This window comes from Bradyrhizobium sp. SEMIA (genome assembly GCF_014844175.1).
GTDB lineage: Bacteria > Pseudomonadota > Alphaproteobacteria > Rhizobiales > Xanthobacteraceae > Bradyrhizobium > Bradyrhizobium arachidis.
In genome coordinates, this window is sequence record NZ_CP046601.1 from 6,267,556 (window position 1) to 6,284,568 (window position 17,013).

The 17,013-nt window shown below is 66.0% G+C and carries 17 protein-coding genes and 1 pseudogene; 11 read left to right on the forward strand and 7 right to left on the reverse strand.

Annotated features, from left to right (window positions below):
• Positions 1-97 precede the first annotated feature (97 nt).
• Positions 98-373 (forward strand): hypothetical protein, encoded by a 276-nt coding sequence (locus FOM02_RS30355; RefSeq protein WP_027560474.1) that lies wholly within the window; start codon positions 98-100, stop codon positions 371-373.
• A 113-nt stretch (positions 374-486) separates the two neighbouring features.
• Positions 487-792: a hypothetical protein gene (locus FOM02_RS30360; protein ID WP_027560475.1), complete on the forward strand. Its 306-nt coding sequence runs from the start codon at positions 487-489 to the stop codon at positions 790-792.
• Between the two features lie 329 nt (positions 793-1,121).
• Here the strand turns inward: FOM02_RS30360 and FOM02_RS30365 are convergent, their stop codons facing one another.
• From FOM02_RS30365 to FOM02_RS30395, 7 genes are all read right to left on the reverse strand, one after another.
• Positions 1,122-1,277 carry a hypothetical protein gene (locus FOM02_RS30365; protein WP_167336478.1) on the reverse strand — a complete coding sequence of 52 codons (156 nt, stop codon included), beginning with the start codon at positions 1,275-1,277 and terminating at the stop codon, positions 1,122-1,124.
• 103 nt (positions 1,278-1,380) lie between these two features.
• Positions 1,381-1,902, reverse strand: coding sequence for a septal ring lytic transglycosylase RlpA family protein (locus FOM02_RS30370; protein WP_027560476.1), 522 nt, complete (start codon positions 1,900-1,902; stop codon positions 1,381-1,383).
• 152 nt (positions 1,903-2,054) lie between these two features.
• Complete coding sequence (locus FOM02_RS30375; RefSeq protein WP_159073936.1) at positions 2,055-2,222, reverse strand: hypothetical protein; 168 nt, start codon at positions 2,220-2,222, stop codon at positions 2,055-2,057.
• A gap of 27 nt (positions 2,223-2,249) precedes the next feature.
• Positions 2,250-3,479: a DUF1501 domain-containing protein gene (locus tag FOM02_RS30380; protein ID WP_265440430.1), complete on the reverse strand. Its 1,230-nt coding sequence runs from the start codon at positions 3,477-3,479 to the stop codon at positions 2,250-2,252.
• A gap of 2 nt (positions 3,480-3,481) precedes the next feature.
• Positions 3,482-4,957, reverse strand: coding sequence for a DUF1800 domain-containing protein (locus FOM02_RS30385; protein WP_027560478.1), 1,476 nt, complete (start codon positions 4,955-4,957; stop codon positions 3,482-3,484).
• Between the two features lie 157 nt (positions 4,958-5,114).
• On the reverse strand, positions 5,115-7,634 hold the full coding sequence (locus FOM02_RS30390; protein WP_027560479.1) for a M56 family metallopeptidase: 2,520 nt from the start codon (positions 7,632-7,634) through the stop codon (positions 5,115-5,117).
• Positions 7,631-8,023 carry a BlaI/MecI/CopY family transcriptional regulator gene (locus tag FOM02_RS30395; RefSeq protein WP_027560480.1) on the reverse strand — a complete coding sequence of 131 codons (393 nt, stop codon included), beginning with the start codon at positions 8,021-8,023 and terminating at the stop codon, positions 7,631-7,633. Before FOM02_RS30395 ends, FOM02_RS30390 begins: the two co-directional genes overlap by 4 nt.
• Positions 8,024-8,475: 452 nt before the next feature.
• Between FOM02_RS30395 and FOM02_RS30400 the strand changes: the two genes are divergently transcribed.
• The 9 genes and pseudogenes from FOM02_RS30400 to FOM02_RS30440 all read left to right on the forward strand — a co-directional run bounded on the left by FOM02_RS30400 (position 8,476) and on the right by FOM02_RS30440 (position 17,008).
• Positions 8,476-8,958 carry a DUF992 domain-containing protein gene (locus FOM02_RS30400; protein ID WP_027562984.1) on the forward strand — a complete coding sequence of 161 codons (483 nt, stop codon included), beginning with the start codon at positions 8,476-8,478 and terminating at the stop codon, positions 8,956-8,958.
• 200 nt (positions 8,959-9,158) lie between these two features.
• Positions 9,159-11,207, forward strand: coding sequence for an elongation factor G (locus tag FOM02_RS30405; protein WP_265440431.1), 2,049 nt, complete (start codon positions 9,159-9,161; stop codon positions 11,205-11,207).
• Between the two features lie 316 nt (positions 11,208-11,523).
• Positions 11,524-11,796 (forward strand): helix-turn-helix domain-containing protein, encoded by a 273-nt coding sequence (locus FOM02_RS30410; RefSeq protein WP_008566993.1) that lies wholly within the window; start codon positions 11,524-11,526, stop codon positions 11,794-11,796.
• Between the two features lie 82 nt (positions 11,797-11,878).
• Positions 11,879-13,630 carry a SulP family inorganic anion transporter gene (locus tag FOM02_RS30415; RefSeq protein WP_265440432.1) on the forward strand — a complete coding sequence of 584 codons (1,752 nt, stop codon included), beginning with the start codon at positions 11,879-11,881 and terminating at the stop codon, positions 13,628-13,630.
• A gap of 85 nt (positions 13,631-13,715) precedes the next feature.
• Positions 13,716-14,549: a shikimate dehydrogenase gene (locus FOM02_RS30420; protein WP_027562981.1), complete on the forward strand. Its 834-nt coding sequence runs from the start codon at positions 13,716-13,718 to the stop codon at positions 14,547-14,549.
• A gap of 56 nt (positions 14,550-14,605) precedes the next feature.
• The gene (locus FOM02_RS30425) at positions 14,606-15,232 is read left to right on the forward strand and encodes a hypothetical protein (protein ID WP_027562980.1); all 627 of its coding nucleotides are present in this window, start codon (positions 14,606-14,608) and stop codon (positions 15,230-15,232) included.
• Between the two features lie 98 nt (positions 15,233-15,330).
• Complete coding sequence (locus tag FOM02_RS30430) at positions 15,331-15,936, forward strand: hypothetical protein (RefSeq protein WP_027562979.1); 606 nt, start codon at positions 15,331-15,333, stop codon at positions 15,934-15,936.
• A 151-nt stretch (positions 15,937-16,087) separates the two neighbouring features.
• Positions 16,088-16,465, forward strand: a pseudogene (locus FOM02_RS30435) (methyl-accepting chemotaxis protein); the annotation flags it as partial.
• Between the two features lie 66 nt (positions 16,466-16,531).
• Entirely contained in the window at positions 16,532-17,008 is a 477-nt protein-coding gene (locus FOM02_RS30440) for a chemotaxis protein CheW (protein ID WP_027549415.1), read from the forward strand.
• The last annotated feature ends 5 nt before the right edge of the window (positions 17,009-17,013 follow it).

The window sequence follows — 17,013 nt, forward strand, 5'->3', positions numbered from 1 at the left end:
CCGCCGCGTTGTGTGGCTGCGGCATTGAGATGCAGCGATAGTGGGCCCCGGCACGCCAACCAGCGTGCTGGGGTGTTTTTGCGTGAGGGCGGGGACAATGAGGGACGCATCAGTTGCAGGTTCAAAGGTCGATTTCAGCGCGCTTGCGGTGCTGCACAAATGGCCGTCACTGGCGAACCAGCGCCGGCCGGACAGGGACACCTATCAGGTGAGCGAAGGCACGCTCGATCAGTGCATCTCCGCTTTCATGGGCAAGCCGGCGGCGACCAGACATCTTTATGAAATCCACACGACGGCGCAGCCGCCGCTGGTCACGGGCGTCCTCTCGCCCGAGCACGTCGCAGAGCTGTCGCGCTTGCGGGAATATCTCTGATTGCGTGCAGGCGCGGAAAGCTGCACGCGCGCGACAAGCTTCCGATCAAGGCAGGAACCTTCTTCCGGTTTTTCCCGTTAATGGGGATCGGAAGTCAAGACGAGTGCCTCAAGATGCTTGAAGCCAGCGTACCATCTTCCATCGTGCCTTATGGCGCAGATCAGACCCTGATCGTGGTGATCGATCGCCTCGACAAGGCAACTGAGATTCGGGTCGAGCGCAGCGATCTCGAAGCCACCATCGGCGAGCTCGTCGCCGGCTGCTTCAACGATCCCATCAAGGTGATTTCCTTCAACACGCTCGAGCACTGGATGAAGGACATCTCCACCGATGTCGCCGGCGAGATCAAGGCGCGTTGCGACATCGACGGCGTGACGCTGCCCGATTATCTCAGCGACTTCGTCGAGAGCCACACCTGATCGCGCATTGCGCAATTGATGGACTTCAAATCGCAGGCAACAAAAAAAGCGCCGCGTCCGCGGCGCTTTTCCGTACTTCAACGTTCGTGCTTGAGCATGATCTTGTCGGAAAACCGCTCTACACTTTTCCCGATCATGCTCTAGTGGTGCCAGAACAATGCCAGCAGCAGAATGATCGGCAGCGGCACGCCAAGCAGCCAAAGCAAAGCACCTCTTCCAAAACCCATGATGTCCTCCTCCTCTTGCCTCGCCCAGATGACGCGGCAGGCGAAAAGAAGTTCCGCGCCTCAAAGAGAGGGCGAATGCGTTCAGTGCATGGATTACGGGAGTTATGCGCGCCGGTACTTGCCAGCGATCAGTTCGATCTCGCGGCGGCGGTCGCCGGCGAAGGTCAGCAGCTTTTCGATCGTCAGCGTATCCGTGATCCGTTTGGCGAGGCGCTCGGCGCGCGCGGCCTGATCTTCGAGATACTGGATCGTGTTCAAGCGCCCGCCTCCCCAACCGCCCCGAATTGTTCGGGCAGCCATCGTGCGCGAGAAGCAGCTAACAGCCGGTTAAGCGCGGCGCGTCTCAGCTCGATGAATCGCGCTATCGCACGACATCGAGCCTGACATTGGTGATGCCCTTGTCGACCATGCCAAGCGCCTCGGCCGCGGACGGCGAGACGTCGACCACGCGTCCGCGAACGAACGGCCCGCGATCGTTGACCCGGACGGTGACGAAGCGGCCGGAGGAAACATCGGTGACACGCAGCTTGGTGCCGAACGGCAGGGTCGGATGGGCCGCGGTCAATTCGTTCTTGTCGAACTTCTCGCCGCTTGCGGTTTCCGTATCCGAATAGAAGCTGGCAACGCCATGCGAAGCGTTTTGCTTTGCCTCGCGAGTATTATTGGGAATGCGCGCCCGGTGGATCGGCCGCGGGCGGAATGCCGCGACCCGGTGCGGCCGCTCGATCGTGGCCTGCCGGCTGGTGCCGAGATCCGCCCTCTGGCGGCCGGCCGGCGACTGCGCGCACGCGGCGAGCGAAGCGGCACCGACGATGACCAGCAGCAGCCGGCTCGAGGTTGCCAGGGACATCCGGGCAGTTTCGGCACTTGCAATGCGAGACATGATGCGCCCTCCGAACAACCCCAAGTTTCGGTCGGCAATGAGGGCAGAACCTTGTCTGAACAGAAGCGGCCTTGCGGCCGCGGTCCTTTCGCGCCAGCTGTGGCCATTCCACCACAGTCGCTGTCGTGAATCGGAACAAAATTCGCGGAAAATCAGCCCGATACGACCCGCAAAATGATCGGACGCGAATCCGGGCTGTGCTCACCGGTATCGGCGTCCCCCTTCAGGAGCCGCATCAGCTCGCGCCGATAGAGCCGTCGCCAGCCGGTTTTCAGGCTGGCGAGAAAGTCGAGCTCCAATTGCGTCAGTGTGCACATCACGAACCCGATCCGGTTGCGACAACGCCGTCAGCCGACGAGGCCTCCCATCGGTTTGACCTCAGTGCTGCCGGGGAAGACTGTATCTGCCAGCACCTTCTCCTCGACGCGCAGGTGATCCCGCAGCAAGCCCTTCAGCACCGCGCGCAGATCCGTGGTCGGCTTGAGATCGCGATCCTCGAACAGCTGCGCCGGCTTCAGGCCCGGCCAGTCCGCGATCACGCGGCCGCCGGCGAGTCCGCCGCCGATGAGGAAGGCGACCGTGCCCGTGCCGTGATCGGTGCCTTGCGTACCGTTGATGCGCGCGGTGCGGCCGAACTCGGTGACGACGGCGACCACGGTCTCCTTCCATGCCTCGCCCATGTTGCTCTCGATCGCCGCGAACGCGCCGTCGAGCGCGCCGAGCAGATTGTAGAGCTGGCCGGACGCTGCGCCTTCCGCGATATGCGTGTCCCAGCCGACGAAGCCCATGGCGCCGACGCGCGGGCCGTCGGGCTTTGCGAGATAGCGCGCGGCGGTGCCGGCGGCTTCGGCGATGCCCGGAGGCGCCAGGGTCGGATCGTCCGACATCGGATCGCCCGCGCCCGGTGCGCCGCCGAGCGAGGCCAGCTTCATCCGCGCCTGGAGCACGGTCGCGAGTTTTGGATCGGTGTGCTGGTAGAGATCGAGCAGACGGTTCTGCGTGTCCTCGCTCGCCGGCAGCAGCTTCTGCGGCACCCATGTCATCACCGGCGCGGAGCCGCGCACCACCAGCGGAGTCACCGAGCCAATGCCGAGCGCGCGGCTGCCGCGCGGATCGACGCGCCCGCCGGATTCCATCGCAAGCAGCGCGCGGTTGAGCCATCCCGACGCGGTCACGCCGGGTTTGGAAATGCCGCTCTCCAGCACGTCCTGGCCATCGAAATGCGAGCGCTCGCGATAGGGCGTCGCGCAGGCGTGGACGATCGCAGCCTTGCCGCTTTTGTAGAGCCGGTGCAGGTTCGGCATCGCCGGGTTGAGCGCGAAAAAGGAATCGAGCGGCAGCGCCGGCGGCTTGCCGTCCAGCAGTAGCGCGCGATCGCCGCGCAAGGAGGCCCAGTCGGGATCGCCGACCGGCGCGACCGCGCCGAGGCCATCGAGCGCGCCGCGCAGCACGATGACGAGCAGACGCGGATCGCGGCCTTCGGCGCGCGCGATCCGCGGCATCTGGCTCCAGGCGAACAGCGCACCGGAGCCGACCAGAAGCTCGCGCCGCGTGGGCAGATGATGATCGAAGCCCATGCTCACCTCCTCTGAAAATCCGCCGACATGAACAGCAGCGCGAGCGCCTGCTGCCGGCTCTCGGCGCGGCCGACCGCCTGCTTCACCTCGCTCGCGATCTCTGATGCGAACACGTCCTCGATGATCACTTGCGGATCGGCCATGCCGGTGATGCGCTCGGCGAAATTGTTGGCGACGTCGAGCCGCCGGCCGACGCCGTCGATCCAGCTCGCCTCGTCGTCCGGATAGCCCTTGGGCATCGACGGACGCCACAGCGGTTCGCCGAGCAGTTGCTGGCCGCCGGTGTAGCGGACGGGATCGACGAGCGTGATGCCGGTCGCACGCACCATGCCGACGACCCATTCGCCGGGACGCTTGAGCTTCGACGGCGGCCCGCGCCAGGCGTCATCCGACGACACCATCGCGATCGCGACCTGCTTGAGATCGCCTTCGGTGTCGCGAAAGGTCTTCGCCAGCTGCTCGATCAGCGCCGGCGGCGGCTCGTCCGCAACGAAGTGCCGCGCGAGCTTGGTTGCGACATGGGTTGCGGTCGCCGGATGCGCGGCGAGGTCGCGCAGCACGGCGCGGCCCTGCTCGGCGTCTTCCTGCTCGTAGCGCTTGCCGAGCACGGTCTGCCCGCCGGGCTCATGGAGCCGCGGATTGAAGGTGAACTCGCCGCCGTGAGTGGGATCGGCGCCCGGCGGCACCAGGGTCCAACCCGTCAGCACATTGGCGAAACTGATGACGTCGTCCTGGGTGTAGCCGGTGCGCACGCCGAGCGTATGCAGCTCCATGATCTCGCGCGCGAAGTTCTCGTTGAGGCCGCGGCTGCGGTTGATGCCGGCGGTCGAGTTCGCGCCCATCGATTCCAGATTGTCGAGATAGAACAGCATCGCCGGATGGCCCTCGGTGGCCAGCAGCAGATCGACGAAGTGGCCGAGCGCATTGGCACGCACCGCTTCGCGCTCGTAGGCGCCGGACATGCTCTGAATCCGGTTGGCCGAGATGCAGAAATGATTTGACCAGAACCACACCAGCCGCTCGGCGAAGCCGATCTCGGCAGACAGCGCGGCCTCCGTGCGCAGCTTGGCTTCCTGCAAATAGATCGGGCGGCCGGGATCGGGAATGGCGTCGGCAGCCTGCTTCGCCGCCATCTCGGCAGCGTCCTTCTCCTGGCCTTGCGCCGGCGCCTGCCCTTCGCTCTGCGCCTGGCTTTGCTCGCCCGCAGCCACTTGCGTCGCAGCCATCTGCTGCTTCTTGGCCTGCTGCTGCGCCTGCTTGGCGCGCGCCGTCCGCCGCGCATTGGCATCGGCCACGGTGCGATAGGCCTTCGCACTCGTCGGAAGACTGGCTGCGGCGGTCAGCGTGAGCGGCCGGTCGAGCTCTGCGATCAGCGCGCCGCGCGGGTCGGTCCCGATGGCGGCGATCGATCCCGGCCGTGGTCCCATCCCGAAGCGATGGAGCGCCAGCACGACCTCGGCCTTTGCAGCATTGCTCATGACGAATGCCCAATCTTTCGAGACTGCCCGACGGCAGCGCCATCGGCAGCTACGATTTGTAGTGCTACAAATCGTAGCATTCAACCAATGGACGGGCAAGCGGAGATTGGGACACCGCCGTCAAGAAATCGCGAGCCGCCGGCCGGCAGCAGCCGTCCTAGAAATTCGGCCCGAGCGCGATCTTGGTGATCGTGCCGTTCCTGACGCCGATACGCCATTCCGCCGAGCCGTTGGCGAACTGGGCGACATAGATGTCGCTGTCGAGCGCGGTGACGCCGCGGAAGGAGACCGCGCGCAGCGCACCTAACCGCGCCAGGATCGCCTGGTCGAACGGCAGCTGCTGACGCGTGATGTCGGCGACCTCCGGCGTCATGTGCTCGTAGTCAGGCTGGCCCTTGCCGACGCTCTCGATGTAACGGCGCAGCATCTCCTCGCCATTGGCGATCGGAACGGCGCGGCGTGCCGCGCGGCCCGGACGCGCGCCGAGGTTCGACGCCTCGACATTGTGGAAGCGGGTCTGTCGGCCCGGCACCAGGATCTCCATGCACCGCCCCGCCTTGTCGGCGATCACCCAGGGATTGTTCACGGTGGTGGTCGCGGCCCAGGTCGCGTTGGGCCTGACGAGGCTCTGCATCCTGCGATTGCCGCTCGCATCGAGATTGAAGACCTGGATGTCGTCGCCCATCTCGTTATAGAGCATGATCCTGATCGGCGAGGTGCCGGCGCGGCCGCGCACGCTCGCGTCCTCCGCGCAAGGCACGATGCCGCCGAGCTCGTCATTGCCGTCGGCCCGGAACAGCACGTCGCCGACCTTGCCATCGGGCTCGAGCAGCAGGCGGAATTCCGCCGTGCCGTTCTCGAACTTCGCACCATAGATGTCGTAGCCGCCGGGGCCGACGCCTCGGAAGAAGAGCGACTCGACTGCACCGAGGGCTGCGAACGTCGCCTGCGTTTCATTGAGCTGACGATGGATCTTGGCAGCCAGCGGCGCGCTCATGCGATCGTAGTTCGGCGTGCCGCGCCGCAAGTCCTCGATCCCGCGCAAGATCAAGTCCTTGCCGCCGGCGACCGGGACCTGCTCACGGAAGCGATCCGGAACTTCCGCGACACGGCGCGCGAAATCGGCCTCGATCGCCTGCGCCACCGACGCGTCGATCCGCGGCGCAAGTCGCGCGCCGAAGACCGCGTTCTGGACCAGAACCCGCGAGACCTTGGCTTGCTCGTCGCGCAGGAAGATCAGGAGATTATCGCCATGGATCGAGAAGACGTCGGCACCCTCGGCGAGGAGCGCCGCCCGGCCCTGCACGGTTTCCTGTACCTGCAGACGATCGCCGTCGCGGCGCACGGTGAGCACGCGGTTCGGCGCGACCCTGTACCAGCCGACATATTGATCGAGCGCTGCGGAATCGGCCGCCGCCGTCGGCATTTCGGCGACGCGAACCGCGCGGATGTCGCGGCCGTTCATGCGCAGCATCAGCTCGGACGAGCGGCGCTCCGCCTCGAGCTGGAACGTGATCTCGCCGGACGAAGCCGCGTAGGACGCGGTGCCGTCGCTGCCAACCGTCAGGCGCAGCCTGCGCTGCCCGGTAAGCTGACCGTAAACCTCGTCGCCCTCGCGGAAGATCGCGAACACGGAAGACGGCCCCATGGCGTAGAAATTGACGAAGGGACGGTAATGCTGGGCCGGCACCTCGCCGGTGTCCGCGGCGACGGGCGCAGGGTCGGGGCTGCGATAGGCGATCATGCCCGCGGAGACGATCACGGCCGGTACGATCGCCGCCGCGATCCACAGCCGCTTGCGCCAGCCGACGGCGACGGGCATCGCGGCTGCCGCGATGATGCGCTCGACACGGGCGCGCACGGTCGAGGCGCGCGCCATCGCGAGCTCCACCGGCCGCGGCTTCACGGTGCTGGCGAAATCCAGCAGGATTTCGGCATAGGACAGGCGGTCGTCGATCACCTCGATCGCTTCGGCGTCGCTGATGATCTCGGCGAGCTCGGCGAGGCGCGCGAGCTGCCACCACGAGAACGGGCTGAACCAGAACACTGCGCGGTTGAGCGAAGCCAGCAGCAGGATGTAGAAATCGCAATTGGCAACATGCGCGCCTTCATGCGCGAGCACCGCGAGACGCTTCTTCGCATCCCAGGCTGCAAATTGCGGCGGCACCAGGATGGTCGAGCCGAAGGTGACAGGACCGCCGACGTCGCGGCTGACGCGCACGTCGGCTCCGATCATGGCCGCGCCGCTCACGGGCTGCGCCGCCCGCGCCAGGCGCCAGGTCAGGCAAAGGCCGATGGCGAGCCGCAACAGCAACAGGCCGGCGACGCCGGCATAGACGATGGTGGCGACCAGCCACCAATTGATCGAGAACCCGCTTCTAGGCGGCGCCACGACGGCGGCGCCCGCTGGCATTGCCAGGGCTGGCTGCGGCGTCTCCAGCATCGAGATGTCAACTGGGGCGACATCGTCCGGCATGGGCATCGGCAGAGGCAGCCGCGTGATGGTCAGCGTCGGCCAATGCATCACGAAAGGCATCGCCAGCGATGCCAGCAGCACGACGATCCACGCCGTCATGTGGACGTGTGGATTGCGCACGCGAAAAAGATAGAGACCGAACCAGACGACGCCTCCCAGCACAAGGGAGCGCAGCGCCGCCTCCGCCAGAGTTGCGATCATTCTTTCTTCACTCCCCTCGCCTTCTTCGCCTTGGCCACCTGGTCGGCCAGCGTGCGCAGCTGCTGCTGGTCGAGCATCGCATTGTCCACCATGCCGACGAGGACCTCCTCGATCGAGCCGTTGCAGAACCAGTCGACGATGCGCTGCACGGCCTTGGCCGCGACCTTCGCGCGTGGTTCGGCGGCGGTGTAGACATAGGTCCGTCCGTCCACGGTGTGGTTAGCATAGCCTTTTTCCTCGAGCCGGCGCAGCACGGTGCGCACGGTCGACTCCTTCAGGCGCCGCGACAGCCGCTCACGCACGATTTCGGCCGTGACAGGACCATGGGCCCAAACCAATTGCATGACCTCGCGCTCGAGGTCTCCCAGTTCGGGCAAACGATCGTCCATGGCGGCTTACCTTGCGGCTTGAGTTTCTTGTAACGCTACAGATTGTCGCATATAGCGCCGCGCGGCACAACGGCGATTCCACCTGGAATGGTGGTGGCGGGCTGGCCTGACGCCGAACTGAAAACGACTGAGGCGTCGGGTGGGCTTTCAATCTGGCCTGCAGGCGTGCCTTGCCCCTCACCCGGATTGCTACGCAATCCGACCTCTCCCCGCAAAGAGCGGGGAGAGGTTAGTCCGCCGATAGCGCGAATTTTTGCTGTTAGGGACGCTCGGTTCTCTCACTCCCTCTCCCCGTTCTTACGGGGAGAGGGTGGGGTGAGGGGCCTCTCTCCAAGCGTTCATTTCAGATACGTCCGATCTGGCAACTCCAAAATTCCTGTGGCATAGACCATCACGCAACACGGGTGGGGCGCTCTCTCTGCTCGCATCACATTCATAGCCGGAGACGTTTCATGCGCCGTTCGTTCATCTTCGCCGGGCTCGCTGCCGCCAGCCTCGTTGCCTCCGTCGCAAACAGCGATGCGCAGCAGCAGCGGATGGTTCGCGTCGGCGTGCTCGAATGCCGCGGCGGCGCCAGCGTTGGCTTCATCGTGGGATCGGTGACCAATCTCGGCTGCGTGCTGCGCGCCGAGGGCGTGCCCGAAGATCGCTACGTCGCGACGATCCGGAAAGTCGGCCTCGACATCGGCATCACCCAGGAGACCACGCTGGCCTGGGGCGTGTTCGCGCCGGTCGACCGGCTGGGCCCCGGCGATCTCTCCGGCAATTATGCGGGCGCGCAGGGCAGCGCCTCGGTCGGCGTCGGCCTCGGCGGCAACGTGCTGGTCGGCGGCTCCAACAATTCGATCGCGCTCCAGCCGCTCAGCGTGCAGGGCCAGGTCGGCCTCAACGTCGCCGCCGGCCTCGAGAGCCTGGAACTCCGCCCCGGACGCTAAGCGCCAAGGGCAGTGCTGTTTTCCACCTCTTCCCGTCGGGGAGAGGTGGAACACCGCGGCTCATCTCCAAGACGTTACACCGGATCTAACCGACGACGCACCGCAGCGACGTTTGATGCTTGCCAAATCTTTGGGACGGGCAGAGCATCACCGTTTGCCGACCCAATCATGGGCCGAGCTCCACACCAAGGAGGCGGCGAATGGGACAAGACGTCAGAAGTCCCCGAGGTCCACGGTGCATTGCACTGGTGGGCCCTTTCCAAAGCGGTAAAACAACACTTCTCGAAGCAATACTGGCGCGAACGGGCGCAATCCCGCGCGCCGGCAGCGTCGATGCCGGAACATCCGTCGGCGACGCCACAGCCGAGGCCCGTCATCACAAGATGACCGTCGGCCTGACTGCCGCCACCACGAGTTTCATGGGCGACAGCTACGCCTTCCTGGATTGTCCCGGTTCCGTCGAATTCGCCCACGACATGCGCGCCGCGCTGCCCGCGGTCGATGCCGCGGTCGTGGTCTGCGAGGCCGACGAGAAGAAGCTGCCGCAGCTTCAGATCATCCTGCGCGAGCTGGAAGAGCTGAAGATTCCGCGTTTCCTGTTCCTCAACAAGATCGATCGCGCCAGCCAGCGCATCCGCGAGACGCTCGCGATGCTCCAGCCCGCCTCGCGCGTGCCGCTGGTGCTGCGCCAGATCCCGATCTGGAAGGGCGACCTGATCGAGGGCTTTGTCGATCTCGCGCTGGAGCGCGCGTTCGTCTATCGCGAGCACAAGGCCTCCGAGGTGGTCGCACTCGAAGGCGGCGATCTCGATCGCGAGAAGGAGGCGCGCTTCTCGATGCTGGAGAAGCTCGCCGACCACGACGATGCGCTGATGGAGCAGCTGCTCGAAGACATCCAGCCGCCGCGCGATGCCGTGTTCGACGACCTCGCCCGCGAACTCCGCGAAGGGCAGATCTGCCCCGTGCTGCTGGGTTCGGCGGCGCGCGAAAACGGCGTGCTGCGGCTGATGAAGGCGTTGCGCCACGAGGCGCCTGGTGTTGCGGAGACCGCGAAGCGGCTCGGCGTTCCCGAGAGCAAGGATGCGGTCGGCTACGTCTTCAAGACGCTGCATTCGCAGCATGGCGGAAAGCTGTCGCTGACGCGATTGCTCGCCGGCCATCTCGACGACGGCGCGACGCTGCAATGCTCCTCCGGCGGGACCAGCCGCATTTCCGGCATCCTTGCCGTCAACGGCGCCTACGACACCAAGCGCGCCGCGGCGGACGCCGGCGACACCGTCGCCCTCGCCAAGCTGGACCCGTTCAAGACCGGTGACACGGTCTCGAACGGCAAGACCCCGCCGGCCGCGCTCACCGCCCCCGAGCCGACGTCACCGGTGCTCGCGATGTCGATCGCGTCCACCGACCGTAAGGACGATGTGAAGCTCGGCCAGGCGCTGGCCCGCCTGCACGAGGAGGATCCCTCGCTGGTTGTCGTGCAGAATCCCCAGACCCACGACACCGTGCTGTGGGGGCAAGGCGAGATGCATCTGCGCGTCGAGGTCGAGCGCTTGCGCGACCGCTTCGGCGTGAAGATCTCTTCGCATCCGCCCGCCATCGGCTATCAGGAGACCATCCGCAAGCCGATCACCCAGCGCGGCCGCCACAAGAAGCAGTCCGGCGGCCACGGCCAGTTCGGCGACGTCGTGTTCGACATCAAGCCGCTGCCGCGCGGCGACGGCTTCAAGTTCGCCGAGAAGGTGGTCGGCGGCGCGGTGCCGCGCAACTACATCCCGGCGGTGGAGGAGGGCGTCGTCGACGGATTGACGCGCGGTCCGCTCGGCTTCCCCGTCACCGACGTGCAGGTAACGTTGACCGACGGCTCCTATCACAGCGTCGACAGCTCCGATCTCGCCTTCCGCACCGCGGCGCGGATCGGATTGAACGAAGGCCTGCCGCAATGCCAGCCGGTGTTGCTGGAGCCGATCCACGTGGTCGAGATCGTCTGTCCGACCGACGCCACCGCCAAGATCAACGCGATCCTGTCGGCACGGCGCGGCCAGATCCTCGGCTTCGACACCCGCGACGGCTGGAGCGGATGGGACTGCGTCCGTGCCATGATGCCGGAAGCGGAGATCGGCGAGCTGATCGTCGAGCTGCGCTCGGCCACGGCAGGGGCGGGCAGCTTCACCCGCCAGTTCGACCACATGGCCGAAGTCACCGGCCGCGCCGCCGACCAGATCATCGCCGCGCATCAGCACGCGGCGTGATCAGATACGAGCGCTGCTTTCTCCTCTCCTCGCTCTTGCGGGGAGAGGAGACGTAAGTTCGGGCCCTCTTCATTCGTCATTGCGAGCGCAGCAAAGTCTTAAACTCCGTCATCCTGAGGTGCGAGCCATGGGGCGCAGAGCGCCACATGGGGAGCTCGAAGGATGCTCGGCCCACCTCAGGGTGACGGCGAGGGGACAAGTGCTCACAATCACGGAGGAGGCGGAGAGGATGCTTGCGTTCGCCTCCTGATGATGTATTTTACATCATTGTACACACTCCAGATATCACTTATAACTCCTGATACGTGAGGCCACGGTGATCACGTCGTTCCAGATGCGGGCAGCCCGCGCGCTGCTTGGCATTGACCAGAAAACCCTGGCCGAGCTCGCCGGCGTGTCGCTGCCGACCATCCAACGGATGGAGGCCTCGACCGGCAATGTGCGCGGCGTGGTCGAGACCTTGATCAAGGTGGTCGAGGCGTTCGACCGGGCCGGTGTCGAGCTGATCGGCGAGCAGGCGCGCAGCGACAGCGGCGGACGCGGCGTTCGCCTGAAGGAGCCGGGGCCGCCGCGCCGCGTGGGGGCATGATCGCATTGGTCGTGCTTGGGATCAGGATGAGCTAGCGCATCGCTGCGCAATACGCCGCACGATGCATGGAGCATTGTGGGACATGAGCATCACAAGCGATCACGCAAGCGGGCTGCACCGGCTGCGCCGGCCAACCTTCGCTGAACTGTACCTGCCAAAGCTCGTCACGGTCTGGCGCGAGGGCTATGGCCTATCGGATTTCCGCGCGGATGTGTTCGCCGGCCTCACCGTAGCGATCGTCGCGCTGCCGCTGTCGATGGCGATCGCGATCGCTTCCGGCGTGACACCGGACCGCGGCCTCTACACCGCCGTCGTCGGCGGCTTCATCGTGTCGCTGCTCGGCGGCAGCCGCTTCCAGATCGGCGGGCCCGCCGGCGCCTTCATCGTGCTGGTCGCAGTGACCGCAGAGCGGCACGGCGTCGACGGCGTCATCCTCGCCACCATGATGGCGGGCGTCATCCTGATTGCCGCGGGCCTGCTGCGGATCGGCACCTACATCAAGTTCATTCCCTATCCCGTCACCGTCGGCTTCACCGCCGGCATCGCCGTGATCATCTTCGCCAGCCAGCTGCACGACCTCGGCGGCATCACGCTGGCGGGGAAAGAGCCCAGCGAATTCGTGCCAAAGATCATTGCGCTCGCGGGCGGCCTGCACACGATCAACCCGTCCGCGGTTGCCGTTGCGATCGTCAGCATCGCCATCATCGGTGCTTTGCGGGTCTGGCGTCCGTCCTGGCCCGGCATCCTGATCGCGGTCGTGTTCGCCGCGATCGCGTGCGCGGTGTTCTCGCTGCCGGTCGAAACCATCGGCTCGCGCTTCGGCGGCATTCCGCGCGAATTGCCGTCACCCGCGCTGCCCGCATTCTCGCTGGACAAGGCGAAAGGCGTGCTGCCCGATGCGATCGCCTTCGCGCTGCTCGCCGCGATCGAATCGCTGCTCTCGGCGGTGGTGGCTGACGGCATGACCGGACGCCGTCACCGCTCCAATTGCGAGCTGGTGGCGCAAGGCGTTGCCAATATCGGCTCGGCGCTGTTCGGCGGCATCTGCGTCACCGGCCTGATCGCGCGCACCGCGACCAACATCCGCGCCGGCGCGCGCGGGCCGCTCGCGGGCATGCTGCATGCGGTGTTCCTGCTGCTGTTCATGCTGATCGCGGCACCGCTTGCGAGCTACATCCCGCTCGCTGCGCTCGCCGCCGTGCTGGTGGTGGTGGCCTGGACCATGGCGGAAAAGCAGGAGTTCGCGACGCTCTTGCGCTCGTCCTGGGGCGACGCCATCGTGCTGCTCGCAACCTTCCTGCTCACGATCTTCCGCGATCTCACCGAAGGCATTCTGGTCGGCTTTTCGCTCGGCGCGGTGCTGTTCATCCATCGCATGGCGGAGATGACCGGCATCGAGGAGCGCACGCCGCTCGTGGCCGCCGACCGCCCCGATGACGGCAATGGCGAGCGCGTTCCCTACGATCCCGCACTCGCGGTCGATCGCGACGTGCTGGTCTATCGCATCACCGGCGCGTTCTTCTTCGGCGCGGCGTCGGCCATCGGCAACGTGCTCGACGGCGTCGCCGACAAGCGCAAGGGATTTGTGGTCGACTTCGCCGCGGTGCCGTTCCTGGATTCAACCGCGGCCAACGTGCTCGGCCGCGTCGCCGCCAAGGCGCATCGCCAGGGCATCCGCCTGTTCATCACCGGAGCCACGCCCGCGGTCCGCCGCGCGCTGCTCACCCATGGCGCGCCGCCGCGCGCCCGCTATCGCGAGACGATCGAGCGCGCGGTCTCGGACATCAAGGGCGGTGCGGCGCGGCCCGTGGCCGATGATGTGGCCGGGAGCTGATGTCGTACTGAGCCTCCCGGCTTGACAGAGCCCGCGGGACGCGAAATGGATCGCCTCCAAATACGACCCCAAGGAGACGACGACAGTGACCAAGGCTCCCGCAGCCTGCTTGATCGGATGGCCGGCCGCGCATTCGCGCTCGCCGCTGATCCATCATTATTGGCTGCGCACGCTCGGCATCGCCGGCGGCTATGTCATCGAGGCGGTTCCGCCCGACGATTTGCGCGATTTCGTGCTGCGGCTGTCGCTGCGCGGTTTTGTCGGCGCCAATGTCACCATCCCGCACAAGGAAGCGGTGCTCGCGCTCTCGACACCCGATGCGCGTGCGAAAGCCGTCGGCGCAGCCAACACGCTGTGGTTCGAAGACGGCGAGTTGCGTTCGACCAACACCGATGTCGAGGGTTTCATCGGCAATCTCGATGCCAGCGCGCCCGGCTGGGACAAAGCGGAGGAAGCGCTGGTGCTCGGGGCCGGCGGTTCCTCGCGCGCGGTCGTGTTCGGCCTGCGTGAGCGCGGCATCAAGCGCATCCATCTCGCCAATCGCACCATCGCGCGGGCAGAGACTCTCGCAGGACAGTTCGGGCCGAACGTGCATCCCGTTACGTGGGACGCGGTCAACGACGTGCTGCCGCGCGCAAAACTTCTCGTGAACACGACCTCGCTCGGCATGCACGGCCAGCCGTCACTCGATGTCGATGTCGCGCGGCTGCCGAACGAGGCCGTCGTCGCCGATCTCGTCTATGTCCCGCTGGTGACGCCGCTGCTTGGAGCCGCGCAAGCGCGCGGGCTCAAGACCGCCGACGGGCTCGGCATGCTCTTGCACCAGGCGGTGCGTGGCTTCGAATTGTGGTTCGGCCGCAGGCCCGAGGTGACGGCCGAGCTGCGCGCATTGGTCGAGGCTGATCTCACAAAGACTTGAGAGAATAGTCGGCACTCTTCGGCGTTCTCCATCCGTGGGGACAATCGGAGACCGTCATGACCGTTCAACGCCAAACTTTCACGCGCCCGCTCATCGCTGTTGCGATGGTGGCCGCTTCCACCCTCTATGCTTTCGCGCAGAAGGCGCCGGTGCCGACGCGCGTGCGCGGCACGATCGAGAGCGTCAACGGCGACACCATGCAGGTCAAGTCGCGCAGCGGCGAAGACGTCAAGCTGCGCATCGCGCCTGACGTCAACGTTTCAGGCATTACAAAGATTTCACTCGCCGACATCAAGGTCGGCTCTTTCGTCGGCGCCACCACCGTGCCGGGACCGGACGGCGGCCAGAACGCGGTCGAGGTGCATGTGTTTCCTGAGAGCATGCGCGGCACCGGCGAAGGTTCGCGGCCCTATGACCTCAAGCCCAACTCCAGCATGACCAACGCCACGGTCTCGGAGAGCGTCGTCGGCAATGACGGCCACACGCTGCTGGTCAAGTACAAGGACGGCGAGAAGAAGGTGTTCGTCGCCGACAACACGCCGGTCGTGACCTTCGTGCCCGGCGACAAATCCGATTTGAAGGCCGGCGCGAAAGTCATCGCCTTCATGAAGCAACTGCCCGATGGCTCGTTCGAGACCAACCGCGTCAGCGTCGGCCGCGACGGCCTGACCCCGCCGATGTGATCGGCCGAGCATGGAATAGCGGTGGTTACGCGGGGTTGCCGTGTCTGACCACCGCAACGTCCTGGAGGGACAAGGCCATGCCGACACTGACCATCTGGATGCCACGCGCCGCCGTGGCTGCATTCGCCACCTTTATCGCCGTTTCATCCGCCTCGGCGCAACAGGCGCCGACGGTCCGCATCCGCGGCACCATCGAGAGCGTCGACGGCAACACGCTCGGCATCAAGACCCGCGAGGGCAGCGACGTGAAGGTGAAGATGACGGACAACGTCGCGGTCTTCGCCGTGGTGAAGACCGAGCTCTCCGAGATCAAGGAAGGCTCCTATATCGGCGTCACCGCCATGCCCGAGCCCGACGGCACCCAGAAGGCGATTGCCGTGCACATCTTCCCGGAGAACCAGCGCGGCGCCGCCGAAGGTTTCCGCCCCTGGGACGCCCGCGCCAACTCGACGATGACCAACGCGACCGTGGCGCAGACGGTGAAGGGCACCGACGGCCAGAACATCACGGTGAAATACAAGGACGGCGAGAAGAAAGTCGTGGTGCCGCCGGAGACGCCCATCGTCACCTTCGTTGCCAGCGACAAATCGGAAGTGAAGCCCGGTGCCAAGCTGATCATCTTCGGCGCGGCGAAGAAGGAGGACGGCTCGCTGGAGGCGAACCGGGTGAATGTCGGGCGGGACGGGATCACGCCGCCGATGTGAGGGGTGCGCGAGCTGCAGCCACGTCCTCGCTGTCGTCCCTGCGAAAGCAGGGACCCATAACCGCAGGGAGGCGTGAGGCGGAGGCTGGCAACTCCGAGTCTTCGCCAAACCACTCCCTGTGGTTATGGGTCCCTGTGTCTTGGAAGTCTGTCAGGATGGGTTGGGCGCCCAGATCAACCAGGCGATCCAGCAGCTCGACAAGGTCGGCCAGCAGAACGCCAGCGCCTCCGAGCAGGTGTCCTCGACCTCGGAAGAGCTCGCCTCGCAGGCCGAGCAGCTCCAGTCGACCATCTCGTTCTTCCGCATCGAGCAGGGCGGACGCAGTGAGAGTGCCGCCCCCGCGCCGATCGACCGCGCGGTCGGCCAGCTCCGCGCCAAGGCCGCGCACATGGCGGCGGCGGATCGCGGGGCGAAGAAACCCGCGCCCGCCCGCAAGCCCGCGCGCGCGACGAAGGTCGCCGGCGGTGGCGGCTTCGCGTTCGACATGCATGACGGCGAAGACGACCGCGACGCCGAGTTTCAACGCTGATCAAAGCCGGTCCGGCCCCGAGCCGGACCGCGCACTTCACGAAACCTGGGATCCCTGGACTGCAACATGGCCGCAACCTCGCAATATCTGACGCTCGGGCTCGCCGGCGAGACGTTCGGCATCAGCATCCGCAACGTCCGTGAAATCCTCGACATGCGGCCGATCTCGCGCCTGCCGCATGCGCCGAATTTCCTGCTCGGCATGATCGACGTGCGCGGCAGCGGCTATCCGATCGTCGACCTCCGGACCAAGCTCGGCCTGCCCAGCGTGGCGGCCACCGAGGCGACCCGCATCATCATCCTCGACGTGCCGATGAAGGACCGCCTGGTTGGTGTCGGCTTCGTCGCCGACTGCGTGTTCGAGGTCACCGACATCGACGAGCAGGCGATCGAGCCGATCCCCGAGGTCGGGGGCAAATGGCAGTCCGATTACGCCGCCGGCATCGGCCGCAAGGGCGAGAAGTTCGTCGTCATCTTCGACCTCGCCAAGCTGATGGCGCATGACGAGATCCCGGAAGGGCGCGATGCGCCCCGCGCCGCCTGAGTTTG